Raw genomic sequence first — 26,917 nt, forward strand, 5'->3', positions numbered from 1 at the left:
TAAAAATACTTTTTTAGACGGACAACTATAGCAAAATACAGCATATAATCCATACTATCTATGTTTACAAATAAGTGATCATTACTTTAGTAGGAGGAAGATAAATATGGCGGGTACTACGCTTGTTTTAAAAGAAGAAAATTTGGTTGTTCTAGAAAATGTTGAAAAATCAGTATATGAAGAGTTACAGCATAAAGCGGGAGAAGAAAACTGCACATGTGCTGTGAACGAATCAGTTGTTCACCTTGGCAAGGTATCCTCTGTACTCTGGAATGAAGATGAAATAGATTGGGAATACGGATATTAAAAAGTCGCTTATAGCGGCTTTTTTTCTCTTTTCTCTCTCTTTCTAAATAACATATACAAAGCGTAATCATAGAAAATATGATAAAATGAACTTAATTTTCAAACGGAAGAAAGGGAGATACAATGGAACAATTCATTAACCCTAGAGTGAAGGATATCCAAATTTCTGGAATCCGTCAATTCTCTAACATGATTCAAAACTATGATAATTTGATTTCTTTAACAATTGGACAACCCGATTTCCCTACACCTTCTCTCGTGAAAGAAGCGGCAAAACGGGCTATTACAGAAAACTATACAAGCTATACACATAACGCTGGTTTACTAGAATTACGTAAGGCAGCTTGTAACTTCGTAAAAGATAACTACGATTTACATTACTCACCTGAAAACGAAACCATCGTTACAATCGGTGCTAGCGAAGCAATTGATGTTGCATTCCGAACGATTTTAGAGCCAGGAACAGAAGTAATTTTACCTGCTCCTATTTATCCAGGTTACGAACCCATTATTCGATTATGCGGTGCAACGCCTATTTTTGTAGATGTTCGTGAAACTGGATTTCGTTTAACAGCTGAAGCGCTTAAAAATGCTATTACAGAAAAAACAAGATGTATCGTACTACCGTATCCTTCTAATCCAACTGGTGTAACTTTATCCACAGAAGAGCTAAAAGATATTGTAGATGTTTTAAAAGATAAAAATATTTTCGTCCTTTCAGATGAAATTTATAGTGAGCTTGTATATGAACAAAAGCATACATCTATCGCACATTTCCCAGAAATGCGTGAAAAGACAATTGTCATTAACGGTTTATCTAAATCACATTCTATGACTGGCTGGCGTGTTGGACTTTTATTTGCACCAAGCTATTTAGCAGGACACATATTAAAAGTTCATCAATACAATGTAACGTGTGCTACTTCAATCGCTCAATACGCTGCAATTGAAGCATTAACAGCAGCTAAAGACGCACCAAAAATGATGCGCCACCAATATAAAAAACGCCGTGATTACGTATATAATAGACTCACTCAAATGGGATTAACAGTTGAAAAGCCAACAGGTGCATTTTACTTATTCCCATATGTTGGTCATTTGACATCTTCATCATTTGATTTTGCACTTGATCTTGTCAAAGAAGCGGGACTAGCTGTAGTTCCTGGAACAGCATTCTCTGAATACGGTGAAGGCTACCTTCGCTTGTCCTATGCGTATAGTATCGAAACTTTAAAAGAAGGCTGCGACCGATTAGAAGCCTTTCTAATGAAAAAAGCTAAGAGTTAAACTCTTAGCTTTTTTATGCATAATGATCACAAGTTTGACGTTTTAGTAATTTATGAGGAATAATGATACACTTTGCAGTGGATTCTGCATTCTCTACTTTATCAACTAAAGCTTTTGCCGCCTCATATCCTAGCTGATAAATATTCACATCAACTGTCGAAAGTGGAGGGCTCGCAATTTCCGATAATAAAGCATTATTAAAGCTTACAATAGAAACATCTTTCGGTACAACAAATCCTTTTTTAGAAAGAGCACTTAACACACCAAGTCCAATTAAGTCATCCGTTGCCATAATTGCCGTTGGCGGTTGCTGCAGTCCCATTAATTCCTCAACAGCTTGTTGACCACTTTCCCTCGAAAAATCAAAATGTAAAATATATTCTTTTGGTAATACAATGTCTGCTAATTTCAAGGCATCACTCATACCAGCTAAACGATCTCTCGTTACAAGTAAATCTGATCCACCACCAATGAACGCGATTTGTTTATGCCCTAATGAAATTAAATATTCTGCCACTTCTCTTGCAGCTGTATAATTGTCATTATCTACATATGTAATTTCATCTTTTCGATCATATGGTTTTCCTATTAAAACAAACGGGAAATTTTGTTCATGTAAATATTGAATAATCCGATCATTCTCCCTTGAATATAAAAGAATAATGCCACCAATTTGGCGTCCTTGTACCATCTTTACGACACCATTAAAAATTTCTTCTTCCGTTTCACCTGTCGACATGTAAAGCGCATAACCTTCTACGTGTGCAAATGAACTAATCCCTCTTATAACTTCTGGGAAAAATGGATTTTGAAAAGCTTTACTTGCAGAACTTGGCATAACAAGACCAAGTGTTTTCGTCGTTTGGTTCGCAAGATTTCTCGCATTTAAATTGGGATGATACCCTAATTCACTCATCACTTTCCTAACACGGCGCTTTGTCTTTTCACTTATACTTGGATTATCAGCAATTACACGAGAAACTGTTGATGGTGCAACATTCGCTTGCTTCGCCACATCTTTAATTGTAACTGTCATAAAAATCCCCCTCCTCTCATTTCTCTGCCATTTTTCATATATTTTATCTCGCACTCATTGCAAGTCATAAACTTTCATTTCTTATATCTTGCAAAACTAATCCTATTCTCCCTCTTCATGTATTGTAAGGGATATAGCTATTTTTTCCTATACTATAATATACTATTTATTTCACTTCTTTTCACATGTGATGTCAAATCTCTTTTCATCTCCCTATAAACTTATTTATAGGGAGATGAAAAGAAAAATGGGACGTAATGTCCCATTTTTCATCCTTTTGTACCTCCAGCTGTTAAACCAGAAATAAAGTATTTTTGTAGTGATAGGAATAAAATTGAAATTGGGATCGCAATTAACACAGAACCCGCTGCAAACGTTGTAAATTCATTACCGAATTTCTTCGCAACCATTTCATATAATCCAACTGCTAAAGTATAATTTTCTGGTGTTCGCAAAATAATACTCGCTAAAATGAAATCTGTAAATGGACCAATGAAAGTAAATAACGCTACAACCGCTACGATTGGCTTTGCAAGTGGCATAATGATTTGCCAAAAAATACGAAAATGCCCTGCTCCATCCATTCGAGCTGATTCATCTAGTTCTTTCGGAATCGTATCAAAATACCCTTTCATAAGCCATGTATTCATCGGAATAGCCCCGCCTACATAAATTAAAATTAATGCAAGGTGTGTATCAATTAATCCTGTTAATTGAGCTAATACGTATAAAGCAATTAACGCTGCAAAGTTTGGAATCATTTGCAGAATTAAAAATGTTAATAAACCATTTTTTCTTCCAACAAAACGATATCTCGAAAATGCATAAGCAGTAAAGCTAATTGCTAACACTGAGAAAATCATCGTTAAAACACTTACTTTTAATGTGTTTTTATACCATAGTAAGTAATTACTATTCTCTAGATCTAATAACTTACGATAATGATCTAACGTTGCATTTTGTGGAATAATACTTGATCCAGATAAACTATCACCCGGATTAAACGATGAGCCAATAATCCATAATAACGGATAGAAAATGATGGCACACATTACGAAAATAACTAAATAACTTAATGAGAGACGTAACATCTTCTGTCTTTTAATATTCATTTACATCATATCCTCTTCTTGGAATGATTTTGTTCTCTTAAATTGCCATAACGCAACTGTAATAACGATTAACGATAATATCATTGTAAGAGCTGCTGCTTTTCCGTACTGCGCTGAAGTCATCGTTAACTTATAAATCCATGAAATTAAAATATCCGTTCCACCTGCGTCTTGTCCAGCTACAGCAGGACCTCCACCGTTAAATAGATAGATGATACTAAAGTTATTAAAGTTAAACGTATATTGCGTAATTAATATTGGTGCTGTTGCATATAACACAAGTGGCAATGTAATTTTACGAAACTGTTGCCAAGCTGTCGCTCCATCTACTGTAGCCGCTTCATATAATTCTCCCGGAATCGATTGCAGTATACCCGTTGTCATCGCAAAGATAAACGGGAACCCAAGCCACGTTTGAATCATAATTAAAGCAATCTTCGCCCAAAATGGATCTGTCATCCAAGCAATCTTTTCAATTCCGAATAAAGCTAATACTTGATTGTTAATCGCTCCGAATGTTTCATTAAACATACCAGAGAAAACAAGAATAGATACGAATGCTGGAACCGCCCACGGTAAAATGAAGATTGTTCGAATAATTGCCTTTCCTTTAATACCGGGCTGATTTACGATAATCGCTAAGAAAATACCAAGCGCAACTTGTAATGTTGTTGCAACGAATGTCCAAATGACAGTCCAAGAGAATACACTTACAAATGTCTCTCTCCACATCGGTAAAGTGAAAATATCAATAAAGTTTTTAAAGCCCACCCAATCTACTAATTTTGCTGGAGGAGAATGATATAAATCATAGTTTGTAAATCCAATTAAAATTACGAAGATGATTGGAAATACGACAACAAAGATAAGTAGTAGAAAACCTGGTGAAACCATTAAATAAGGAAAACCTTGATCTAACAAATTACGGTATTGCTCTTTTACAGAATTTAACGGTGTTCCGATATCACGTTTCTTTCCATTTTGGTATGCATCGTATAAGTTAAATGCATATATGCCGAGCCCAAAAGCGATAACGATAAGGGCCAAGATTCCTTCTACTAATAGAAAGACAGAATGGTCACGTGGAACTTCTGTACCAAGCGTTACAATACCCCATAATCCCATATTTAATAAATCAGCAAAGGCTACAATAAATGAACCTGTTAATACTAGAAAAATAAGACCTTTTACAAATTGTTTATTATACATTTGGCCCACGCCTGGAATGATTGATAACATGGTTGCCATTTTTCTATGCTTTGAATGGTTTAACCCATTTGCTGGTTCCATAGATGTTTGCATGTTCCTTCCCCCTTTTTTCTTCCTACATGGAAGGGAGAGAATTCGTGCCTCTCATATTCGAGGCACGAATTTCACCTTATTTTTTCTTGTTATGATTTGCCTCAATATTACCTTTAATTTGTTTCACTGCACTATCAAGCGCCGCTTTTGGTGCCTCTTTATCTGTAACAACTAATTGAAGCGCATCTCCAGCTGGTTTCCAAACTTCTTGCATTTCTGGAATGTTTGGCATTGGAATTCCATTTTCAGATTGCGTTGCAACTGCTTTTGCAGCTTCGTTATCTTTAATAATTGGATCTTCCATTACTGATTTTACTGGAGGAATTTCTTTTGTTTTCTCAAATCGAATTTTTGCGTTTTCTTCATTTGTTACCCACTCAGTGAATTTTGTAGCTAAATCATTTTGTTTAGAGAAACTTGTTACATGCCATCCTTTAACCCCAACAAACGTTTTCATTGGTTGACCATTTGGTAATTTCGGCATTGGAGCAACGCCATAATCAATCCCGTTCTTTTCCATTGCTTGGAACGCCCATGGGCCATTCATGATAGAAGCTGCTTTTCCTTCATTGAATAGTCCATCAGCAGCAGGCCCACCTGATTCACCGATAATACCTTTTGGGAATAATTTTTCCTTGTACCATTTTTGAAGATATTCAGCACCTTGTACTGCTCCGCTATTATTTAATCCAACATCACTTGCATTTGGCTTTCCATCTTTTTCACCAAATACATAACCGCCCATACCTGCCATGAATGCATTAGCAAAGTAGAAGTTATCTCCTAATGCTAAAAATCCGTACTTGCCATCTTTCGTAAATTCTTTTGAGAAGTTAAACAGCTCGTCCATCGTTTCTGGCGCTTTTGGCATTAGTTTTTTATTGTAAATAAAGACTGGTGTCTCAATTGCTTTTGGTAAACCATATAATTTTCCATTATATGTCTGTGCTTCTATTGATGAATTAGTAAATTTACTCTTTACAGCATCATCTGCTTTCACTTCAGAAAGTAAACCTTCTGTTACTGCATTTCCGATTTGATCGTGTGGCAATGTTACAACATCTGGTCCAGTCCCCGCTGGTCCATCAAGGCGTAACTTCTTCACTTGATCTGTCATTTGCATTTCAACAACTTTTACTTTTACTTTATATTTTTCCTCAAAGCTTTTCACTGCTGGTTCTAAACCAACACCTTTTTTATCATCTTCCCAAACAAGAAGATCATAGTCTTTTTTCGCTTTACTTTCCTCTTTTTTCCCTGAATCTTTCGGTCCACATGCAGATAACATACCAATAGATAATGCTGAAACCGTTAATAATGATAATGCTTTCTTCATCCCAAAAACCTCCCTAAATTGTCTATGTACCTCAGTAACTGAAAACGTTTGCATTTAATAGTTTAATTGAAGCGCAAACAATATCTCAATCTATGAAAACGTTTGCGCTATTTGTCTATCATTATACATTCTTTTATTCATTTTGCAAATATTAATTTAAAAATTATGTCATTATACTCTTTATACATTGACTTTATATGAAATGAATACTACTCTTATAAGCAATATTAAAGCTACGAGAAAGGCAATCGTTTGCAATATAGGCTTTATTATTACACTTAAGGGAATACTATGTATAGAGATATTGAAGGGGGATTTTCTATATGTTTAAAGAAGCTATTTATCATAGGCCGAAAGATAATTATGCATACGCTTATGATGAACAAACAATTCACATCCGAGTACGTACTAAGAGAGATGATATTCAAAGCGCCAATCTTATTTACGGTGATCCTTACGAATGGAAAGACGGGAAATGGATATCAGCAAGTACACCCATGAAAAAAACAGGTTCTACTGCATTATTTGATTATTGGTCCATTTCAATCGAACCAAAATTTAAGCGCTTACGTTATGGGTTTGAATTAAAATCTGAAACAGACACTCTTATTTATGCAGAGCGAGGATTCTTTTCTAGCATTCCAAATGATGATGTTGGTAACTTTTTCTGTTTTCCATTTATTCATGCAGATGATGTATTCAAAGCACCATCTTGGATTAAAGACACCATTTGGTATCAGATTTTCCCTGAGCGATTCGCTAATGGCGATAGTACGCTGAATCCAGAAAACACCCTTCCTTGGGGAAGTGCGAATCCAACTCCAACTAATTTTTTCGGCGGAGATTTTTCTGGTGTTATTCAAAACCTTGATTACCTTGTTAAGCTTGGCATTTCCGGAATATATTTCACACCTATTTTCAAAGCTCATTCAAACCATAAATATGACACAATTGACTATATGGAAATTGACCCACAATTTGGGACGAAAGAAACTTTTAAAGAGCTCGTTGAAGAATGTCATAAGCACGGTATAAAAGTAATGCTCGATGCTGTGTTTAATCATAGTGGATACTTTTTCGAGAAATTTCAAGACGTACTAGAGAATGGTGAGAAGTCCGCATATAAAGAGTGGTTCCACATTCATGAATTTCCGATTATAACCGAACCACTTCCAAATTATGATACTTTCGCCTTTACACCGTATATGCCTAAATTAAATACAGCTCATCCAGATGTAAAAGAATACTTACTTGAAGTAGGACGTTATTGGGTACGAGAATTCAATATAGATGGCTGGCGCCTTGATGTCGCCAATGAAGTCGATCACAACTTTTGGAGAGAATTCCGAACTGAAATAAAGACACTAAATCCTGAAGTATATATTTTGGGAGAAATTTGGCACGATGCCCTTCCGTGGCTACAAGGCGATCAATTTGATGCTGTCATGAGCTATCCTGTTACAAACGCTCTACTTTCTTACTTTGCTAACGATTCCATTAAAGCAAGTGAATTCATGAAGCAAATTACAGAATCTCTACATTCCTACTCTATGAATGTAAATGAAGCAGCATTTCATTTATTAGATAGCCATGATACTCCAAGAATTTTAACAACATGCAACGGAGATAAAAATAAGTTGAAATTGCTCTATGTATTCCATCTTTCTTTCATCGGCTCTCCTTGTATTTATTACGGAGATGAAATTGGTATGGATGGCGGCATGGACCCTGATTGCCGTAAATGTATGATTTGGGATACTAAAGAACAAGATCATGCATTATTTACCCATATACAAACATTGATTTTATTACGGAAACAACATAAAGCATTTGGAGGACATGGTACTTTTCAATTCATCGAAGCAAATGATGAACATAATTATATTTCTTATACGAAAACATATGAGGATGAAACTATCTTTTTCGTTTTAAACCCTACTAATAGTGAAGTTACAGTTTCACTCCCTCTTCATGTTACTGGTAAGAAAATAATTAACATTTATACAAACGAAGAATTTTCAGCAGAAGCAAGTGTATTACAAGTTACACTTCCTCCATATGGATTCTCCATATTAAAATGGTAACCCAAAAAATCCTTATGCCAAGGTGGCATAAGGATTTTTCTTATTTCAATTTGAATACCATCGCTTCATACGGACGTAATGTAATGTTATCTATCGATCCAATTTCTACATCGTAATTGTGTATAAATAACTCTGATTCACTATAACTAATATCCTTAGGCATTTCAAATACACTTTCATCCGCAGTAAAGTTTGCAATGACAAGTAGTTTTTCATCTCCATATGTTCTTACATAAGCAAAAATAGAAGGGTCATTATTTAATATTAAATCATATGATCCATACACAACTATTTCATTATTTTTGCGTAGTTCAATTAATTTCTTATAGTAATAAAAAATTGAACCTTCATCTTGGATTGCTTGTTTCACATTAATCTCTTTATAGTTAGGATTTACAGTAATCCAAGGTTCACCTTTTGTAAATCCAGCGTGATCCTGATCATTCCACTGCATCGGAGTTCTAGCATTATCACGACCCTTTATATAAATAGATTCCATTACTTTTTCTATATCTTCACCATGGTCTATCACTTTTTCTTTATACATATTTAACGTTTCAATATCTCGATATTCATCAATTGACTCAAATCGGACGTTCGTCATTCCGATTTCCTCTCCTTGATAAATATATGGCGTTCCTTTCATCATATGAAGAACTGTCGCTAACATTTTTGCTGATTCAATGCGATACATTCCATCATTACCAAAACGAGATACAACGCGAGGCTGATCATGATTATTCCAATAAAGGCTATTCCATCCGGTATGCTCTAATGCTTTTTGCCACTTTGTTAAATTCTCTTTTAAAGTAAGAAGTGAGCATGGTTTTACATCCCACTTTCCACCTTCTCCTGAATCTAAATCCATATGTTCAAATTGGAATACCATTTGCAATTCTTTTCGTTCTTCTCCAGTATACAATTTCGCTTCTTCTGTCGTTACACCAGGCATTTCACCAACCGTCATAATATCATAATGCGATAATACTTCCTCATTCATTTCATGTAAATATTTATGAATGTTTGGACCGTTCATAAAATGCTTATGACCTGAAACATACCCCTCTTCTTCTGTTTCAACAGCTGGTAATCCCTCTTCTTTAGAAATAAAATTAATAACATCCATACGGAAACCATCAATTCCTTTTTCTAACCAAAACTTCATCATTTCATAAACATCTTGTCTTACCTTTTCATTATCCCAATTTAAATCTGGCTGTTTTTTAGAAAACAGATGTAAATAATATTCATCTGTCATTTCATCATACTGCCATGCTGATCCACTAAACGCTGCTCCCCAGTTGTTCGGTTCTTTTCCTTCTTTTCCAGGGCGCCATATATAGTAATCTCTATATTTATTATCTTTTGATTTACGTGATTCAATAAACCAATTATGTTCATCAGATGTATGATTAACAACTAAATCCATCATCAATTTCATATTACGTTCATGCATTTCATGTAATAGCTCATCCCAATCTTCCATTGTTCCGAACTCGTTCATAATTTTACAATAATCGCTTATATCATAACCATTATCATCATTTGGAGATTCATAGACTGGTGATAACCAAATCACATCAATCCCTAACTCTTTTAAGTAATCTAGCTTTGAAATAATCCCTTGAAGATCTCCTATACCATCATCATTACTATCCATAAAGCTACGAGGATAAATTTGATATACTACACTTTCTTTCCACCATTGTTTTTCCATTATGCTACCCCATTTCATTCATCATTCATTTTTCTCTTTTTTAAGGCGCAAACGTTTTCATTAATGAATGATAACAGATTCTATCTCAATTTAAAATAGCGCTTACAATTTTTATTGTCTTTTTCTAAGAAAACATATGAAAACCACTAATAAATCTCCAATAAATGAAAACGTTTTATTTTTTTATTTATTTTTTGAATCTATTCGTTTATAATGAACTCAAAGAAAACGTTTGCATAATTATTTCTAGGGGGAAATACCATGGCAGAACTTAAATTAGAAAACATTTATAAAATATATGATAATAACGTAACAGCTGTAACTGATTTTAATTTACACATTCAAGATAAAGAATTTATTGTATTTGTCGGTCCTTCTGGATGCGGAAAATCTACAACATTACGAATGGTAGCTGGACTTGAAGATATTTCAAAAGGCGAGTTTTCAATTGATGGTAAACTAATGAATGATGTTCCTCCAAAAGATCGAGATATCGCTATGGTATTCCAAAACTACGCTCTTTATCCACATATGAGTGTATATGATAATATGGCATTTGGATTAAAACTTCGAAAAATACCAAAAGATGAAATCGATCGTCGCGTGAAAGATGCAGCAAAAATTTTAGGACTTGAACAATATTTAGATAGAAAACCGAAAGCATTATCAGGTGGACAGCGCCAACGTGTTGCGTTAGGTAGAGCAATCGTTCGAGATGCAAAAGTTTTCTTAATGGATGAACCATTATCAAACTTAGATGCTAAACTCCGTGTTGCAATGCGCTCAGAAATTTCTAAGCTACATCATCGTCTTGGAACAACAACAATTTATGTAACACATGATCAAACAGAAGCAATGACTATGGCTTCGCGTCTTGTCGTTATGAAGGATGGAAAAATCCAACAAATTGGAACTCCAAAAGAAGTATATGAAACACCAGAAAACATCTTCGTGGGTGGATTTATCGGCTCACCAGCTATGAACTTCTTCCGTGGTAAATTGACTGAAACCGATTTCGTTATAGACAATACTATAAAAATTAAAGTATCTGAAGGAAAAATGAAGATGCTACGTGAACAAGGCTATGTAAATAAGGAAATTGTTTTAGGTATTCGTCCAGAGGACATTCATGATGAACTACTATTTTTAGAAGCTTCACAATCTACTGCCTTCACAACAAAAATTGAAGTCGCTGAGTTATTAGGTGCTGAATCCATTTTATATATGAAACTTGGGAATCAAGATTTTGCGGCACGTGTAGATGCAAGACATACGTTTTCACCTGGTGACCAAATTAAATTAGCATTTGATATGAATAAAGCGCATTTCTTTGATAACCAAACTGAACAACGTATTCGCTAAAAAATTTATCTTTACTATACACATATAAAAAACCGTCCACATATATTGAGGGCGGTTTTCATTATTATACTAGGGCTTCTCCTGTATGAAATGATTGTCCTTTCGTGCCAATAATACCGAAAATCGGTAAATCACTAAGCACCACTTCTTCTTGCTGTTTCATAAAAGATGACGTTAATTGTTTTATCTCTATCCAAACGTCATTAATACAAAGTACATTGGAATCGTTCTCTTGTTGGCGAGAAAAAATAGAATCTATTTTATATAAACCAGCATTTTGAAAAAGCATGTCAATGCGACTGAATGCATTCAAAGTAATGCTAATAACGCGTTGCCAATCTCCTTGCTTTTCCATATCATAGAATACAAAAAGGGCTTCTCCGCCTAGATTCGTAATTTCCTCCACTGTTGCTTGTCCACTCTCTTGATCAATGTCCGTCACAATAACTTTTGCGCCTTGTTTAGCCAACAAAAGAGCTGTATTACGTCCAATACCGATGCCACCGCCAGTTACGATAGCAACTTTTCCTGCAAGCTTCATTTTCATTACCCCTTCTATAAGTCTTACCGTCATTCAGTATACTCCTTTATGAGATTATTCTGCAAGCAAGAAAAATTGCCATTCGATTTGTAAACGTTTACTTTTTATCCTTCTTTTTTCTTACTCTTACGCTGATCAAGAACTAGACCGATAAAAATGAGAATGCCCCAAAAAATTATGCTACCTCCTGTCATCTCAACTTCCCCCTTATTATATAAAGTAAAACTTTAATCAGCCCCAAATGGTGAGATAAAGATATTATTTTTAATCATTATACCATTATCTTAATTTTCAATCTATTATAAATAGAAATGACACATTTTAGTTTTTCCTTACTGTAAATATTCACAATATACTTATAAAATAAAAAAAGACCCTTTTATATATAAAAGGGTCTTTTTTTATTTTATTATACAAGACTTATTATTTTCGTCTTTGTAATTAAGTCCTGAAAACCGCAATTGTCTTTGCGGAACAACATCATATATACGTTACATATTAATGGAATTCCTAATAGCAATACGTTCGGTAATAACACTACAAAAAATCTTATAATTAATGTTTGCAACGTTAGCTTTTCACTCTTCAATGAAATTAATTTTATTCTCGTTACCTTTTTGCCAAGTGTAACACCGTTCCAAATAAAGGGTAATACAATAAAATATATCGCCATTAATATGAAAACTACTGCGAAATCATATCTAAAATCACCTAAGCTTATATTAAAGCGCTTAAACATAGCACTATAGTTTCCGGTCATAATAGCTACTACTGCACCATACATAACCGAGATTAAAAACATGTCAATTAGGGAAGCACCTATGCGATTCATTACAAGCGCTGGACGATGCATCTTTAACTTCATTTTATGTCGACTCCTTCATATCCTTCTTTACCCGTCTCATCGTACCACTTCTAAAAAACATTGTAAACTAGCGTTTCTCTTACTTTTCTTGTACAATTTGTTACAATAGCATTATAAAGGAGGTTCCCATATTGAAAAAATGGATAATCCTATTCGTCGCCTTCCTATTAACTGGTTGTGCAGGAAACACAAGTCACTTAACTTATACGGTTAACGATGAATACGAACTCATACGTACTTCTGGAAATGCATTTGAACTTTTCCCCTCGCAAGATGCTGTATATGCCACACAATACATCCCTGCAAAAATTACAGACATTGCTTGGGATGATAAATACATTATTGCAAAACAAACTGAGGAAAAATCAGATCCAAATAACCCTGACGCAGCAATTGCGAATAAAAAAAGTGAACATTATTGGATTATTGATGTAAAGCACAATAAACGTTTCGGTCCCTACAATGAAAAGCAATTTAATGAACAAAAAGATGCGTTTAAAATTAAGGTGCCTTTTCAAAATGTAGATTCATACATAAAAGAAATAAAAAAACAGTCAGCATAATATTTGTATGCTGACTGTTTTGTCTTACATTATTTTAGTGAGATGTTAAACGTTTGTGGCTCTTTTACAACATCTTGTGTTTCTGAATCTCCTGCAAGTAAATCATCAGTTGTAAACTGAATATCCTTTACCTTGTCTTTTCCATCGTCAAGTATTAAACCAATAATACCATCTCTTATTTCACCAGGCTTATAGTCTTCTCTTGATACATTTTTTGTACCAACTAACGTATCTTCGTCATATAAAAAGTTTTGAGTGGCTACTTTAAAATGTTGCTTACCATTAATCATAACATCATTCATAGAGAAAAATTGCATATTTTTATTTCCGCTATTCTCCACTTTATATGTAATCTCAACGTAACGAATTGTATTACTAATCTCTGTTCCACTTAGCGATGCATATAATTCTGCATCTTCTTGGCTTACTTTATCCCCTAATCTACGTTTTACTTCTTCAGGAGTTAGTGCCGTGTATACTTTCAATGTATTTTTTGCCTTTTCACTCATTTGTGATAAAGAGATTACTTTCACATCTTGTACGTGAATTTTCATTGGCGCTACTTCAAATGTTTGATTCACAGAATGCATCTGCTCTAACTTGAAAGTACCCCATCCTGTTTCTTTCACTTTTTGTCCTACTTTTTTCAGCTCACGCCCACCATATTCTTTCGTTTCAGGAATAGATTCTTTCTTCTTCGGTTCAGCTTTCTTTTCTTCTTGATGGAAGCAACCACTTAACATAAGAAGAAAACTACATAAAACAAAAATACTTTTCCATGCTTTCATCATTTCATTTCTCCTAACGCTATCATTCATGAATATAAAATTAGTCCCTTGCTTTGTAAACTATAGAAACAATGACAATTCCACAAAATGAACTTGTCAGTCCAGATACTATTATACCTCCAATTTGGAAAATATGAAAATAGGGGTCTAGGAACGCATGCACGATAAATATAAAAGCTGTCACAATGATTATCGAAACCCAATACTTTCTTTTTTCTAAAGCTACAATCATATCTTTCCCTGTTTCATCTTTATACTTCCATAGTACGTATAATAGCAATAATAAGCCAACACATGTACTCCCATGTTGCATATATTTATACAATGGAATACTGTGTAATTCAATTTGTAACAATGCTATTTTCATAACGAAATAGCCTGTATTATGAGTAAATGCATCCAAAACGACATGCGTGAGCATACCGAATAATGCAGAATAGCAAAATACAAAGAATTCTTTCCAGGTATGTAGCCCCCACCTCTCATCTATTGCATATGAATAATAACCAGCAAACGGTTTAGGCAAATGCGTTATAAACGGCTTTTTTAAAATGTAATGATATATGTATGCGATTAGAAATACAAGCGGTAAATTTAAATATAAGAACCCAAGCCATGTATGGCCAATAACACCATAGGGTCTAAAGTGCAAAAAATATTCAAAGTCAGGCGCCATACTACCTAATATAAGAGCCGTTACTGAAATATGTTTAGAGTGCTTTTTCGCAAAAGGAAGAACTGCTGCTGGATGTGCAAATGTAAACGGCATACTTTAACTCCTTCTCACATTTTCAATAGAATACCATATATCATAACGAGAGAATGAATCTTCATGCAATATTTATTTTCACATTGGAATATGATAGTTTAAATGATATAATCCACATAAAATATTCAGAAAACAAGAAGGGATTCAGGTGTCATTAACACTTGTATTTGCTGCCTTTTTAAATTCAAAATCCGTTATGAATTGAGGTTTATATATTGATTGACGTACCCTTTTTACAAAATGTCACATTAAAAAAAGAAAATATCCCTAGTTTTTCCGCATATCCTTACTGCTTACCCGCTATTCGAACATTACAATCACTAGATTTCCATCCAAATGTAACATTCATTATTGGAGAAAACGGAACAGGTAAATCAACATTACTTGAAGGAATTGCAATTGCGTTAGGTTTTAATGCAGAAGGTGGAACGAAGAACTTCCGCTTTAGCACAAACGATTCCCATTCATCTTTACATGAATACCTTCGAATTTCAAAAAGTTTCAATACACCAAACGACGGTTTCTTTCTTCGCGCTGAATCATTTTATAACGTTGCTTCTTATATTGATGAAATAGATGCTGATAGAGAAGCACGTGGGAATCCGGTTATCAACTCTTATGGTGGTATCTCACTACACAAACAATCACACGGTGAATCATTCTTCTCATTATTTATGAACCGTTTTTCAGGACAAGGTTTATACATTTTAGATGAGCCTGAGGCAGCTTTATCACCAATGAGACAACTTTCCATGCTCATTCGAATGCACGAACTAGCTGAACAAGGTTCACAATTTGTTATCGCGACGCATTCTCCTATTTTAATGGCTTATCCTGAATCCACTATATATTCTTTAACACAAGAGGGAATTCACGAATCCACATTAGAAGAAACTGAGCATTACCAAACGACGAAACTTTTCTTTGAAAATCGCGATCGATTATTCCATCATCTATTTGAGTCGTAAAAAAAGAAGCAGCAATAGCTGCTTCTTTTTTATAGTGCTTCTATAAATAAGGCAACCCCGATACCGCCACCGACGCATAAAGAGGCAATTCCTTTTTCTAACCCACGTCTTTTTAATTCGTGAATTAAACTTACTGTAATACGAGCCCCTGTACAACCAATTGGATGCCCAAGTCCTACGCCACTACCGTTTACGTTCACTTTTTCACGGTCTAAGCCTAACTCTTTCTCTACAGCTAAATATTGAGCCGCGAAAGCTTCATTAATTTCAAGTAAATCTGCATCTTCCAATGACCAATCTACTTTTTCTAAACCTTTACGAATTGCTGGTGCTGGTCCAATACCCATAATTTTTGGATCTACTCCAGCTACTGAATATCCAACAATTCTAGCTAACGGTTGTAAACCTTTTTCTTTCGCTTTTTCTTCGCTCATTAATACTAGAACTGCACTCCCGTCATTAAGGCCAGATGCATTTCCAGCAGTCACTGATCCATCTTTACGGAACGCCGGCTTCAATCCAGCTAATTTTTCAGCTGTAATATCTGCACGTGGATGTTCATCCTTCGAAAATACAACTTCTTTTCTACGCTCTTTTATTGTAATAGGAACAATTTGATCGTCAAAGTATCCAGACTCGATTGCCTTCAGTGCCAATGTATGACTGCGAAGAGCAACTTCATCTTGTTCCTCTCTTGTAATTTCATATTGTTTAACTAAATTTTCCGCTGTTTCACCCATCATAATATGGTGAATCGGATCTTCTAACACTTCCCACACCGTATCACGAATTTCTCCGTGCTGTAGACGTTGTCCCCAGCGGTGCTGTTTCAATGCATAAGGGCTCGAACTCATCGCTTCTACCCCACCTGCAACAACAACATCACTTACACCTAATTGGATTTGCATTGCAGCTGACATAATTGCTTGCATACCTGAAGAACATTGACGTTGGATTGTATATCCCGTAACTGTGTCAGGAAATCCTGCCGCTAATGCAGCTGTTCTCGCCGTATTTGCTTCATCAGTTCTTTGAATACAATGACCTAAAATTACTTCATCAACTTCATGTGGTTCTACCCCGCCTCGTTTTACAGCTTCCTGAAGTACAGGAACAGCTAATTCTACTGGCGTTACATTTTTTAGCGCTCCTCCAAAAGTTCCAATTGGCGAACGAACTGCAGCTGTAATAACAACATTATGCATTTTGCACTTGCCCCTCTCTTATGTACCCTAGTCAGTTTTTAGGTGAAATTCCATAAGATGTATATCTATAACTATCATACTATAAACATACTAAAAAATCAAAATATTTAATATAATAAAAATAGAAGGAATTAACCTTCTATTCTGTCAGCGCATATAAAAACTTTTGTAAAATTTTCTCTGTCGTTTCATTCAATTTTGGCAACTTATCTACTGGAAAATATTGAAGTTTTAACCCTTCATGATCGAGCTTTAATTCCCCGCTCACATGATGTGCCTGATACAGATGAATAACATTGAAAATTTCATCGCCATTCGGATAACGGAAATATACTTCTTTTCCTGATAGAACACCAAGAAATTGCATTATTTTTGCAGTTAACCCCGTTTCCTCAAATAACTCTCTACGTGCAGTTTCTTCTGTCGTTTCGCCCAGTTCCATCGCCCCACCAGGTACACCCCAATCATATGTATCTGAACGATATTGAAGCAATACTTCTTGATTATCGTTTAATATAATAATTGCTGATCCTACGAGAATAAGCGGCCTTGTACCAACGACTTTTCGTAACTCTTCAATATACCCCATATGTAAATTCCCCTTTCCCTAACCTCCCTTATCATAACAAAATTTTGCTCTTTTTGTTCATGTAATTTTAAAGAAAAAAAGAAGCTTTCGCCTCCTTTTTTTCACCTTTATTTCTTAAAACTTTCATATTTTACAGCTTCAAAAGCTTCCTCAATTTCATCATTACGATAATGGACATATGTAAAACGCCCCAATTCTACTAATCTTGCTATTTCCTGTAACGCTTTATGCTGCTCATATGTTTCTTTCAGCTTAATATGTACATAAAACTTCATTAACGGATGTTCATATAAAGGTTCTCCCACCTCTACATATACATCTTCCACCCCTTGTACAACTCTTACATAACTTGCAAATTGATAAAGAGCTTCTCTGTCTGAAACGATTTTTAATGTATACATATATTCTCCCCCTTTTCTTTACTATATCAAAAAGATGATCACACTACGTTATAGAACTATGAAATTTTTTCGACTTGTCATCTATATATTCAATAAAGAAGGCGTTTATCCATACATGACATCTTTTCCCCACATATATTATAGGAAGAACTTTTTTTCAGTTGAGGTGTTCCTTATGGATCCATACGTCAATATATGTATTTGTATTACTCCCGGCGCCGATATTTCTGATGACCGCATCGCAAAAGATTTAGCTGTTGCAGAATCAATTTGGCACCCCATTACATTTCAAATTCAAGAAGTAATTGTATTAAATGAACTTTTCCGTTTTTTTGACCGTGAAATCAGTTATAAAAATTCCATTCAAAGTCAAGAAAAGCTGGCATCCTTTTTCCAAACATGTGTAAATGAAGCTCCTGAATGCGACCTTTATATTTGTTATATTGGCAGTGATTATTTCAAAGAAACAGCAGTAATTGCCTGCGCTTACTCTTTAGCAAAACAGCAACAACTTACCGGATATATCGTTTTAACAAACTCGGCTGCTCCTATGAAAAATATATATACGCTTGCTCACGAAATCGGTCATATTTTATTTACAAGACGTGTTCACGGAAAACTTACTCACGCAGATCCTCATTCCCCAACTGGCTCGGAGCACCATCCTTCTCCAACCAATCTTATGTATCCGATAGTCCCGCGCCCTGAAAATGTTCCTATTCAGTCTCTATTGACGAACGAACAAAAAACACTCTCTTTACAAAGCTCTTTATTGCAAAGAAAAAAACAGTAACCCTCATGTTACTGTTTAAAACAACTTATTCCAATCAACAAAACAAATCCCGGCTGCTAGAAATAAAAATAGACAACTAAATGTAAATGTAATCCCTCTAAAAATCCCTATATAATATTTCTTTGGAAATAATTTTTGGTATATCCAGAGCAGCCGCTTTTTATTGAATTTCTAGTTCACACTTTTTCTTTCTTCAATTTTTAAAGACCATCTCATTAATCCATATATACTTCCATACATAAGTAATATCTTTGCAATTCCCCAAAATACATTTCTTTCTTCTAAGTCTTTAAATAAGAACATAATCGCAAGAGGAACAATTAGTACCAAAACACCCATCCAACCAAGAACATATACTTCACCAATAAGAAGTAATAAAAATATACTTACTGCTAATATATATGTCTGCATTGTCGACAATTGTAAAATTGGCGTCCCATACCATTTATTCATAAACATTAATAACACTAATAATAAAATAGGTATCATTACTATTACATAAATAATTCCAAACTCTACTGATTTACTTTTAAAAGAAGACATTCTAAACGCAAAAACCGTTCCAATAATTGTAATAATTAAAACGATAGGATAACCAATTACCTGTACATTTGTTAACGTAAATTGTTGATTCGGATTTCCAAATAAAATATTGGTTAGTAACCAATACCCACCTATCCCAATAATCATTCCTAAAACACTCTTTATACTTCCGCCTTTATCCTTCTCCATCTCTTTCGCTAATTCTTCCGCATATTCTTTTGGCGAATCACCAAATATATTACTTACCGTTTTTCCTTCTTTCTCACCTTCAATTAAATGAGGTTCTGCATCTTCTAAAAAAGCGTCAACATCTTCTTCTTTAATTCCTTGTGTTATTAAATATACTTTCGTATCGATTAAGAACTTTTCTCCTTCTTTAGAAATCTGCATTATAGCCCCTCCCTTATTTAACCATTTCTCTTCTATTCGCCTTCACCATAATTTCAACAAAAATTAAAATAAATAAACTTCCGTATAAACATATAATTTGAAATAACATTGGAACAAGATCTTCCGTTGTAAATGTTTTAAACACTAACATAATTGAAAGTGGAATGATTAAATATAAGTTTTTAAACCATCCTTCAAAGTATATATTTATAGCTACTGTGATGATAAAAATCCCACCAGCTACTATATAACTTTGCACTTCGGTGAATGTGAGCATTTTTGTCGGATATATCACGTCTAATATCGTAACAGCTCCTAATAAAAACATTGGAGCGATCATAACTAAAGACCACATAGAAAACCATGTTTTTGTAAAACTTGTTACGAAGGCCATTTTGCGAAGTAGAAAATTAGGACCTATAACAACTAAAATCAATGAAAAACTATAACCGATACACTGAATAAGTGAAATCTGTAACATTCCATGATTCACTATTAAGATAGAAGCAATAATCCAAAACGATACGATATTCATTACTGTAAAACCAATTTGCTTCCACGTTTCCTGTCTATCTTTTTCCATCACTTGTACAAGTTCATTTGCATATTCTTTCGGTGAGCTTCCGAAAATATCTTCTACACTTTTCCCATCACTCTCACCCTCAATTAAATGGAGTTCCGCATCTTCTATAAAATTTTCAATATCGCTTTCTTTCACACTCTTTGCCGTCAAAAATAATCTCATATCTAACAAAAACTTTCGCGCTTCACTTGATAGCATTATTTTCTCCTTCCCTTCCCTTCAAGTAGACGTTCTACACTACTTTGCATCGTTTCCCAGCGATCCATAAATTCATCAAGTGCTTCCTCGCCTTTTTCTGTTAATGTATAATATTTTCTCTTTGGACCAGATGGAGATTCCTTCATTACGCTTGTTATTAGTCCTTCTTTTTGCATTCGTATTAATAACGGATAAATACTTCCCTCACTCGCCATTGTAAAACCATACTTCCCTAGCTTTTCACTCATTTCATAACCGTATATTTCGCCTTCAGAAATAATAGCAAGTAAGCATCCTTCTAAAATCCCTTTCAGCATTTGACTTGTCGACATAATTCAAATCCTCCTACTATCTTGCTTTACAAGATAGATAAGCGTAAGTATCTTACTTTACAAAATAGTATAGCAAAGACTATTTTGCAAAACAAGATAGCTAACGATTTTTTTTCCAAATGTTTGCAGGAATTTCATTATAGCTTCTCTAAATAGAGCACTATGAAAACTTTATTATGAAGGGATGTTTTTCATCATGGTTACAAATCGAGTTGTCTTTTTAACAGGTGCTGCAAGTGGCATTGGTTATGAAATGGGAAAGGCTTTTGCAAAAGAAGGTGCAAAAGTTGTGATTACCGATCGGCTTGAAGAACGTGCAAAAGAAGCTGCTGAACAATTACAAAATGAAGGTTTTCAAGCTATCGGTTTAAAATGTGACGTTACATCTGAAGAGGAAATTACAGCAGCAATTTCTCAAACAGTTGATCATTTCGGTTCATTACATATATTAATTAACAACGCAGGAATGCAACACGTTTCACCCATTGAAGACTTTCCAACTGAAAAGTTCGAGCTACTAATTCAAATTATGCAAATTGCTCCGTTTATTGCAATTAAGCATGCCTTTCCGATTATGAAACAACAAAAATATGGTCGTATTATTAATGTCGCTTCTATTAACGGCCTTGTCGGGTTTGCTGGAAAAGCTGCCTACAATAGTGCAAAACATGGCGTAATTGGATTAACAAAAGTTGCCGCTTTAGAAGGTGCTACGCATGGTATTACTGTTAATGCCCTTTGCCCTGGTTATGTTGATACCCCCCTTGTACGTAATCAACTACAAGACTTAGCTACTACACGAAATGTACCACTTGAAAATGTTTTAGAAGATGTTATTTATCCACTCGTTCCACAAAAGCGCTTATTACAAGTACAAGAAATTGCAGATTATGCGATGTTTTTAGCGAGTGAAAAAGCTAAAGGTATAACTGGTCAAGCTGTCGTTATCGATGGTGGTTATACCGCTCAATAAAAATAAAGTTTGCTCAAGAAGAGCAAACTTTATTTTTTATCCCGAGGATCTTCGTACTTTAGTAATTGCCGCGGGAGCTTCTCAATTGCAACAATTACCCCCTCTAATTTACTTTCAATACGGTGGAGTAAATATAATGTTACAACAATCGGAAACCCTACATTACCTATCATCTTGATCCACTCTTCCACCCTCTTCCCCTCCTTTCATTATATAAGTAAGAGAAAACACTGCATTTAGGCATAAAAAAACAAGCTATTATGTATTAGCTTGTTTTTCAAATAATGATGCAATTTCTCGTTTATAGTCCCCGCGTATAATACCTTTCTCAGTAATAATTCCTGTAATTAATTCATTCGGCGTTATGTCAAATGCTGGATTATAAACATCCGTTCCAATTGGTGCTACTTGTTTTCCAAAGATTTTCGTAACTTCTGTTTCATCTCTTTCTTCAATAATAATTTCGGCTCCAGTTTCTTTCGTAACATCAAATGTTGACAGTGGCGCAGCAACGTAAAATGGGATATTAAAGTACTTTGCTAAAATAGCTAAATTCATTGTCCCTATTTTATTGGCTGTATCTCCATTTGCGACAATTCGATCCGCCCCCACAATAATTGCGTTTATTTCTTTCGTTTGAATAGCATGAGCTGCAGTATTATCTGTTATAAGGGTCACATCAATATTTGCTTGCTTCAATTCCCACGTCGTTAAGCGACCACCTTGTAAAACTGGTCTCGTTTCACACGCATATGCATGTAAACGCACACCTTTCTCTTTTCCAATATAAAAGGGAGCTAATGCAGTTCCATATCTGGCAGTTGCGATACTTCCAGCGTTACAGATTGTTAAAATATTATCGCCATCTTTAAAACATGTTAACGCATATTCCCCAATATTTCGACACACCTCTTCATCTTCCTGTTGAATGCGAAGCGCTTCTTCTTCTAATATTTTTTGTGCTTCTTTTATTGTAGTAATCTCTCGAATAGATTCTCTCATACGATCAATTGCCCAAAATAAATTTACTGCCGTTGGGCGTGATGTCCCTAAATAGTTACAGTCTCTATTAAACTTCTTTTGAAATTCTTCGATATGTAAAGTATTATATTTTTTCGCTGCAAGCGCCAAGCCAAATGCAGCTACAATTCCAATTGCAGGCGCTCCGCGTACTTCTAACATTATGATACTTTTCCAAACCTCTTCAATAGTCGTTAATGTTTTGTATTCTGTGCTATGTGGCAATTTCGTTTGATTTAATACCGCAATTGCATCCCCTTTCCAACTTACAGATCTCGGAACAGTAACGATTGTACTCATGCTTTTACACCCCTTGAAACTGTCTGTTGAAATAATGTTCGAAACAGTTGAATATCAGCACTTTTAGATTCATATTTTATTAGTTCTTTTCCTAAGGATAGCGCTTGTTTCTTAGCTTGAATTCTTGTTTCTTTATTTTCTATTTCATCTAAATCTGCTACATGAGCTAAACCAATTGTTCTACGAATTAGTTCACATCCGGCAAATCCAACAGCATCAGTAAAGATATTTTGCAAAATAATTGGTAACCATTGTTTTTCTTTCGTATATGCTTCTACACCTTCTCCAATCCATAACTTTGTAAAAGTCTCTACAAAATAACTCCACGTCTTTTCTATATGGAAAAATAGTACACTTCTCTTTTCTTCTTCTCTAGATAACGCATTTAATAATAGATTTGCAATAAATTGACCTATGTCAAACCCAAATGGGCCATATGCCGCAAATTCTGGATCAATCACTTTCGTTTCAGAAGGTGACGAAAAAATACTACCAGTATGTAAATCACCATGAATAAGAGTTTCTTTTCTTGTTAAGAACTTATATTTATATTGTGCTACTTTTAGTTTTAAAGTTTTATCACTCCAAAGTTCATCAACCACGAGCTGTAAATCTCGCTCATAATCATTTGTATCATAATGTCCAAACGGATCTGTAAACACTAAATCCTCTGTAATTTTACAAAGGTCCGGATTTACAAAGGTACCTTCTAGTACCCTTTTCTCTTTTGACTGTAAACCAAAATCTGAAGTGTAAAATAAAACATGTGCTAGAAAACGACCAATATGCTGGGATAAAAGCGGATATTCTTCTCCGTCTATTAATCCTTTTCTTGTAATTGTTAGTCTTGATAAGTCTTCTATTACCGTTATCGCTAACTCTTCGTCATGACTGTACACTACTGGAACATAATCCGGTACATACTGCGCAAAAATTTGTAATGCCTTGCTTTCAATCGTTGCTCTTTTTATAGACAATGGCCAGCTTTCACCAACTACTTTCGCATAAGGCAGTGCTTGTTTTATTATAATGGATTTCTCTCCATCATCTAATTTAAACACGTAATTTAAGTTTCCATCTCCAATTTCATGACAAATGACATTTGCCTTCTCTTCAAAATAGCCATGATCTTTCGCATATTGTACAGCTGTTATTTCTGTTAATGAATAATATCCCATCTTCTTCTCCCCCTTTTTAAATTCAGAGGTTTTTCTAACATAGAAAAACCTCTTTCCACTAAGAAAGAGGTTTGAAGTTTATCTTCTCCCCTCTTATCTGCCAGAAAGTTTTACTTTCTGCTGGAATTAGCACCGTGCCTTTTGGCGTAATAAACGCCCCATTTCACAATGGTATTACGGTCGGTTGCTGGGCTTCATCGGGCCAAATCCCTCCACCTGCTCTTGATAAGAGTTGTATAATTTTTTGAATTTTCAACTTTATGTTGAAGACTATACCAAGAATAAAAATCACTTGTCAACATTTTATTTGTATAATTCTGGACGGCGATCCGCAAAAACTGGAATTCCTTTACGTACTTCTTTAATTTTCTCGAATTCAAGCTCTCCAAATAAAATTGATTCCTCTTCATTCGCCTCTACTACAACTTCACCCCAAGGATCCACAATTAAAGAATGACCTGCAAACACATTATTCGGATCCTTCCCTGCTCTATTACACGCAACAACATAACACTGATTTTCAACTGCTCTTGCTTGCAATAGCAAACGCCAATGTGCTAAACGAACTAATGGCCATTCAGCTACAACAAATAATACTTTTGCCCCTTTAGCAGTATGAACACGCATCCACTCTGGAAAACGAATATCATAACAAATTGTTCCAGCGCATTCAACAGCATCTAGCTTAAATTCGCCCGTACCATTACCAGCTATTAAATATTTATGTTCATCCATAAGCTGAAATAAATGTACTTTACTATATTCGTTGACTAACTGTCCTTCATTATTTACAACATACATCGTATTTGTAACGCCTTGCTCTGTTTGCTTTGCTATGGACCCACCAACAATATGTACATCATATCGCTTCGCCCATTCTATTAACTTTTCTTTCGTTTCCACTCCATCCCTATCTGCAATTTCAGAAAGTCTCGTTAAATCATATCCTGTTGTCCATAGTTCTGGTAAGACGATAACATCTGGCCTTTCCTTCATAGCTTCACTTATTTTATTTTTAGCATTCTCAATATTTTTTTCTACATCTCCAAAAACAATATCCATTTGAATACATGCGACTTTCATTTTTTCAGCCCCATTCTTATTTTTCTCTTTACAAAATACTGGAAAGATTATATCATTTGTCACTAGAATTGTAACAACTTTCAAAAGAGGTGGAAAGTATGAAATTATTTCAACCTTCTGAGATAGTAACATCATTGCCAACACAATTTTTCGCTTCACTTGTTGCAAAAGTTAACAAAGTCGTTGCAGCTGGTCACGATGTTATTAATCTAGGTCAAGGTAATCCAGATCAACCAACACCGCAGCATATCGTAAAAGCTTTACAAGATGCTGCCGAAAAGACCATTCATCATAAATATCCGCCATTTCGCGGACATGAAAGCTTAAAGGAAGCCGTGGCTACATTCTATAAACGTGAATATGGCGTCGAATTAAACCCAAAAACTGAAGTTGCTATTTTGTTTGGTGGGAAGGCTGGACTAGTAGAATTACCGATTTGTTTTACAAATCCTGGTGATACGATTCTCGTTCCGGATCCAGGTTATCCAGATTATTTATCCGGGGTTGCTTTAGCAAAAGCACACTTTGAAAGAATGCCACTTATTGCAGAAAATAACTTTTTACCAGATTATACGAACATTGATGACTCTATTGCAGAGCGTGCAAAATTAATGTTTTTAAACTATCCAAATAATCCTACCGGTGCTACTGCATCAAAAGATTTTTTTGATGCAACCATTCACTTTGCTAATAAACATAATATATTAGTTGTTCACGATTTTGCTTATGGCGCTATCGGATTTGATGGTCAAAAACCTGTTAGTTTCTTGCAAGCAGATGGTGCGAAAAATATAGGAATTGAAATTTACACATTATCAAAAACTTTCAATATGGCTGGCTGGCGCATCGCTTTTGCTGTAGGGAATGAAAGTGTGATTGAAACAATTAACCTATTACAAGATCATATGTATGTTAGTATATTCGGTGCAGTTCAAGATGCTGCTCGAGAAGCGCTATTAAGTTCACAGTCTTGTGTAATAGACCTTGTAAATAGTTACGAATCTCGAAGAAACGCTCTTATTTCAGCCTGTCACTCAATTGGTTGGAATGTAGACATTCCAACAGGATCATTCTTTGCATGGCTTCCCGTTCCAAAAGGATATACCTCTGAGCAATTTTCTAATATTTTACTAGAAAAAGCACATGTCGCAGTTGCTCCTGGTGTTGGATTTGGTGAGCATGGCGAAGGGTATGTCCGTGTTGGTCTCTTACATACAGAAGATAGATTACGAGAAGCCATTAATCGAATTGATAAATTAAATTTTTTCAAAAAGTAATTGACAACACGAAAAA

29 protein-coding genes, 1 pseudogene and 1 riboswitch are annotated in these 26,917 nt (G+C 34.9%); of the genes and pseudogenes, 9 read left to right on the top strand and 21 right to left on the bottom strand.

The annotated features are described in order from the left end of the window. The first annotated feature begins 106 nt into the window (after nucleotides 1–106). Nucleotides 107–307, top strand: coding sequence for a hypothetical protein (locus ACTL4X_RS20300; protein WP_000929280.1), 201 nt, complete (start codon nucleotides 107–109; stop codon nucleotides 305–307). Nucleotides 308–429: 122 nt separating this feature from the next. Next, a complete protein-coding gene (locus ACTL4X_RS20305; protein ID WP_000434578.1) occupies nucleotides 430–1,593 on the top strand; it encodes an aminotransferase A in 1,164 nt (387 codons plus the stop codon). A gap of 13 nt (nucleotides 1,594–1,606) precedes the next feature. On the opposite strand, the gene malR is transcribed toward ACTL4X_RS20305, so the two are convergent. The 4 genes from malR to ACTL4X_RS20325 all read right to left on the bottom strand — a co-directional run bounded on the left by malR (nucleotide 1,607) and on the right by ACTL4X_RS20325 (nucleotide 6,379). Next, nucleotides 1,607–2,629 (bottom strand): maltose operon transcriptional repressor MalR, encoded by a 1,023-nt coding sequence (gene malR / locus ACTL4X_RS20310; RefSeq protein ID WP_000219053.1) that lies wholly within the window; start codon nucleotides 2,627–2,629, stop codon nucleotides 1,607–1,609. Between the two features lie 269 nt (nucleotides 2,630–2,898). Beyond that, complete coding sequence (gene malD / locus ACTL4X_RS20315; protein WP_001022608.1) at nucleotides 2,899–3,741, bottom strand: maltosaccharide ABC transporter permease MalD; 843 nt, start codon at nucleotides 3,739–3,741, stop codon at nucleotides 2,899–2,901. Beyond that, nucleotides 3,742–5,043, bottom strand: coding sequence for a maltosaccharide ABC transporter permease MalC (gene malC, locus ACTL4X_RS20320; protein ID WP_001194993.1), 1,302 nt, complete (start codon nucleotides 5,041–5,043; stop codon nucleotides 3,742–3,744). Nucleotides 5,044–5,119: 76 nt separating this feature from the next. Further along, on the bottom strand, nucleotides 5,120–6,379 hold the full coding sequence (locus ACTL4X_RS20325) for an extracellular solute-binding protein (RefSeq protein ID WP_000709923.1): 1,260 nt from the start codon (nucleotides 6,377–6,379) through the stop codon (nucleotides 5,120–5,122). A gap of 323 nt (nucleotides 6,380–6,702) precedes the next feature. On the opposite strand from ACTL4X_RS20325, the gene ACTL4X_RS20330 reads away from it, so the two are divergent. Continuing rightward, the gene (locus tag ACTL4X_RS20330) at nucleotides 6,703–8,463 is read left to right on the top strand and encodes an alpha-glycosidase (RefSeq protein ID WP_078386113.1); all 1,761 of its coding nucleotides are present in this window, start codon (nucleotides 6,703–6,705) and stop codon (nucleotides 8,461–8,463) included. 40 nt (nucleotides 8,464–8,503) lie between these two features. On the opposite strand, the gene malL is transcribed toward ACTL4X_RS20330, so the two are convergent. After that, nucleotides 8,504–10,180 (bottom strand): oligo-1,6-glucosidase, encoded by a 1,677-nt coding sequence (gene malL / locus ACTL4X_RS20335; protein ID WP_078386112.1) that lies wholly within the window; start codon nucleotides 10,178–10,180, stop codon nucleotides 8,504–8,506. 261 nt (nucleotides 10,181–10,441) lie between these two features. Here malL and ACTL4X_RS20340 point away from each other — a divergent pair, with 261 nt between their 5' ends. Beyond that, a complete protein-coding gene (locus tag ACTL4X_RS20340; RefSeq protein WP_000818931.1) occupies nucleotides 10,442–11,542 on the top strand; it encodes an ABC transporter ATP-binding protein in 1,101 nt (366 codons plus the stop codon). 64 nt (nucleotides 11,543–11,606) lie between these two features. Here the strand turns inward: ACTL4X_RS20340 and ACTL4X_RS20345 are convergent, their stop codons facing one another. The 3 genes from ACTL4X_RS20345 to ACTL4X_RS20355 form a co-directional block, all read right to left on the bottom strand. Then, complete coding sequence (locus tag ACTL4X_RS20345; protein ID WP_000218412.1) at nucleotides 11,607–12,116, bottom strand: SDR family NAD(P)-dependent oxidoreductase; 510 nt, start codon at nucleotides 12,114–12,116, stop codon at nucleotides 11,607–11,609. 71 nt (nucleotides 12,117–12,187) lie between these two features. Next, nucleotides 12,188–12,277: a hypothetical protein gene (locus ACTL4X_RS20350; RefSeq protein WP_000145638.1), complete on the bottom strand. Its 90-nt coding sequence runs from the start codon at nucleotides 12,275–12,277 to the stop codon at nucleotides 12,188–12,190. A 215-nt stretch (nucleotides 12,278–12,492) separates the two neighbouring features. Further along, entirely contained in the window at nucleotides 12,493–12,948 is a 456-nt protein-coding gene (locus tag ACTL4X_RS20355; RefSeq protein WP_000769080.1) for an RDD family protein, read from the bottom strand. Between the two features lie 131 nt (nucleotides 12,949–13,079). On the opposite strand from ACTL4X_RS20355, the gene ACTL4X_RS20360 reads away from it, so the two are divergent. After that, on the top strand, nucleotides 13,080–13,511 hold the full coding sequence (locus ACTL4X_RS20360; protein WP_000758789.1) for a DUF3997 domain-containing protein: 432 nt from the start codon (nucleotides 13,080–13,082) through the stop codon (nucleotides 13,509–13,511). Nucleotides 13,512–13,540: 29 nt separating this feature from the next. On the opposite strand, the gene ACTL4X_RS20365 is transcribed toward ACTL4X_RS20360, so the two are convergent. Together ACTL4X_RS20365 and ACTL4X_RS20370 are read right to left on the bottom strand one after the other, a co-directional pair. After that, on the bottom strand, nucleotides 13,541–14,302 hold the full coding sequence (locus ACTL4X_RS20365) for a hypothetical protein (RefSeq protein WP_000973899.1): 762 nt from the start codon (nucleotides 14,300–14,302) through the stop codon (nucleotides 13,541–13,543). A gap of 37 nt (nucleotides 14,303–14,339) precedes the next feature. Next, entirely contained in the window at nucleotides 14,340–15,068 is a 729-nt protein-coding gene (locus tag ACTL4X_RS20370; RefSeq protein ID WP_001116851.1) for a DUF4184 family protein, read from the bottom strand. Between the two features lie 215 nt (nucleotides 15,069–15,283). On the opposite strand from ACTL4X_RS20370, the gene ACTL4X_RS20375 reads away from it, so the two are divergent. Next, nucleotides 15,284–16,036, top strand: a complete 753-nt coding sequence (locus ACTL4X_RS20375) for an AAA family ATPase (protein WP_000568006.1) — start codon at nucleotides 15,284–15,286, stop codon at nucleotides 16,034–16,036. Between the two features lie 29 nt (nucleotides 16,037–16,065). Here the strand turns inward: ACTL4X_RS20375 and ACTL4X_RS20380 are convergent, their stop codons facing one another. The 3 genes from ACTL4X_RS20380 to ACTL4X_RS20390 form a co-directional block, all read right to left on the bottom strand. Further along, entirely contained in the window at nucleotides 16,066–17,241 is a 1,176-nt protein-coding gene (locus tag ACTL4X_RS20380) for an acetyl-CoA C-acetyltransferase (protein WP_000552081.1), read from the bottom strand. A gap of 139 nt (nucleotides 17,242–17,380) precedes the next feature. After that, on the bottom strand, nucleotides 17,381–17,830 hold the full coding sequence (locus ACTL4X_RS20385) for an NUDIX hydrolase (RefSeq protein ID WP_000540529.1): 450 nt from the start codon (nucleotides 17,828–17,830) through the stop codon (nucleotides 17,381–17,383). Between the two features lie 107 nt (nucleotides 17,831–17,937). Beyond that, on the bottom strand, nucleotides 17,938–18,231 hold the full coding sequence (locus ACTL4X_RS20390; RefSeq protein WP_000288330.1) for a DUF3928 family protein: 294 nt from the start codon (nucleotides 18,229–18,231) through the stop codon (nucleotides 17,938–17,940). Between the two features lie 175 nt (nucleotides 18,232–18,406). On the opposite strand from ACTL4X_RS20390, the gene ACTL4X_RS20395 reads away from it, so the two are divergent. Next, a complete protein-coding gene (locus ACTL4X_RS20395) occupies nucleotides 18,407–19,024 on the top strand; it encodes an ImmA/IrrE family metallo-endopeptidase (protein ID WP_000371608.1) in 618 nt (205 codons plus the stop codon). A gap of 15 nt (nucleotides 19,025–19,039) precedes the next feature. On the opposite strand, the pseudogene ACTL4X_RS20400 reads toward ACTL4X_RS20395, so the two are convergent. The 4 genes and pseudogenes from ACTL4X_RS20400 to ACTL4X_RS20415 form a co-directional block, all read right to left on the bottom strand. Next, a pseudogene (locus ACTL4X_RS20400) lies at nucleotides 19,040–19,183 on the bottom strand (DNA-binding protein); the annotation flags it as partial. A 12-nt stretch (nucleotides 19,184–19,195) separates the two neighbouring features. After that, nucleotides 19,196–19,957 carry a DUF1129 domain-containing protein gene (locus tag ACTL4X_RS20405; protein WP_001167278.1) on the bottom strand — a complete coding sequence of 254 codons (762 nt, stop codon included), beginning with the start codon at nucleotides 19,955–19,957 and terminating at the stop codon, nucleotides 19,196–19,198. Nucleotides 19,958–19,970: 13 nt separating this feature from the next. Further along, nucleotides 19,971–20,738, bottom strand: a complete 768-nt coding sequence (locus ACTL4X_RS20410; RefSeq protein ID WP_000952890.1) for a DUF1129 domain-containing protein — start codon at nucleotides 20,736–20,738, stop codon at nucleotides 19,971–19,973. Beyond that, a complete protein-coding gene (locus ACTL4X_RS20415) occupies nucleotides 20,738–21,070 on the bottom strand; it encodes a PadR family transcriptional regulator (RefSeq protein ID WP_000107997.1) in 333 nt (110 codons plus the stop codon). The genes ACTL4X_RS20410 and ACTL4X_RS20415 overlap by 1 nt, the downstream gene beginning before the upstream one ends. Nucleotides 21,071–21,266: 196 nt before the next feature. On the opposite strand from ACTL4X_RS20415, the gene ACTL4X_RS20420 reads away from it, so the two are divergent. Next, nucleotides 21,267–22,043 (top strand): 3-hydroxybutyrate dehydrogenase, encoded by a 777-nt coding sequence (locus ACTL4X_RS20420; protein ID WP_000258428.1) that lies wholly within the window; start codon nucleotides 21,267–21,269, stop codon nucleotides 22,041–22,043. A 29-nt stretch (nucleotides 22,044–22,072) separates the two neighbouring features. Here ACTL4X_RS20420 and ACTL4X_RS20425 read toward each other — a convergent pair whose 3' ends face one another. From ACTL4X_RS20425 to ACTL4X_RS20440, 4 genes are all read right to left on the bottom strand, one after another. After that, nucleotides 22,073–22,234, bottom strand: a complete 162-nt coding sequence (locus ACTL4X_RS20425; RefSeq protein WP_000393336.1) for a YvrJ family protein — start codon at nucleotides 22,232–22,234, stop codon at nucleotides 22,073–22,075. 67 nt (nucleotides 22,235–22,301) lie between these two features. Further along, entirely contained in the window at nucleotides 22,302–23,363 is a 1,062-nt protein-coding gene (gene mtnA, locus ACTL4X_RS20430) for an S-methyl-5-thioribose-1-phosphate isomerase (protein ID WP_000104604.1), read from the bottom strand. Then, nucleotides 23,360–24,541 carry an S-methyl-5-thioribose kinase gene (mtnK, locus tag ACTL4X_RS20435; RefSeq protein WP_000542684.1) on the bottom strand — a complete coding sequence of 394 codons (1,182 nt, stop codon included), beginning with the start codon at nucleotides 24,539–24,541 and terminating at the stop codon, nucleotides 23,360–23,362. The genes mtnA and mtnK overlap by 4 nt, the downstream gene beginning before the upstream one ends. A 90-nt stretch (nucleotides 24,542–24,631) precedes the next feature. Then, nucleotides 24,632–24,773, bottom strand: a riboswitch (SAM riboswitch). A gap of 71 nt (nucleotides 24,774–24,844) precedes the next feature. Then, the gene (locus tag ACTL4X_RS20440) at nucleotides 24,845–25,708 is read right to left on the bottom strand and encodes a carbon-nitrogen family hydrolase (protein ID WP_137396677.1); all 864 of its coding nucleotides are present in this window, start codon (nucleotides 25,706–25,708) and stop codon (nucleotides 24,845–24,847) included. Between the two features lie 14 nt (nucleotides 25,709–25,722). On the opposite strand from ACTL4X_RS20440, the gene ACTL4X_RS20445 reads away from it, so the two are divergent. Further along, a complete protein-coding gene (locus ACTL4X_RS20445) occupies nucleotides 25,723–26,901 on the top strand; it encodes a pyridoxal phosphate-dependent aminotransferase (protein ID WP_086400821.1) in 1,179 nt (392 codons plus the stop codon). Nucleotides 26,902–26,917 lie beyond the last annotated feature (16 nt).

Origin of the sequence: Bacillus sp. RE35, from assembly GCF_052146655.1 — a bacterium.
GTDB classification, from domain to species: Bacteria; Bacillota; Bacilli; order Bacillales; family Bacillaceae_G; genus Bacillus_A; species Bacillus_A cereus.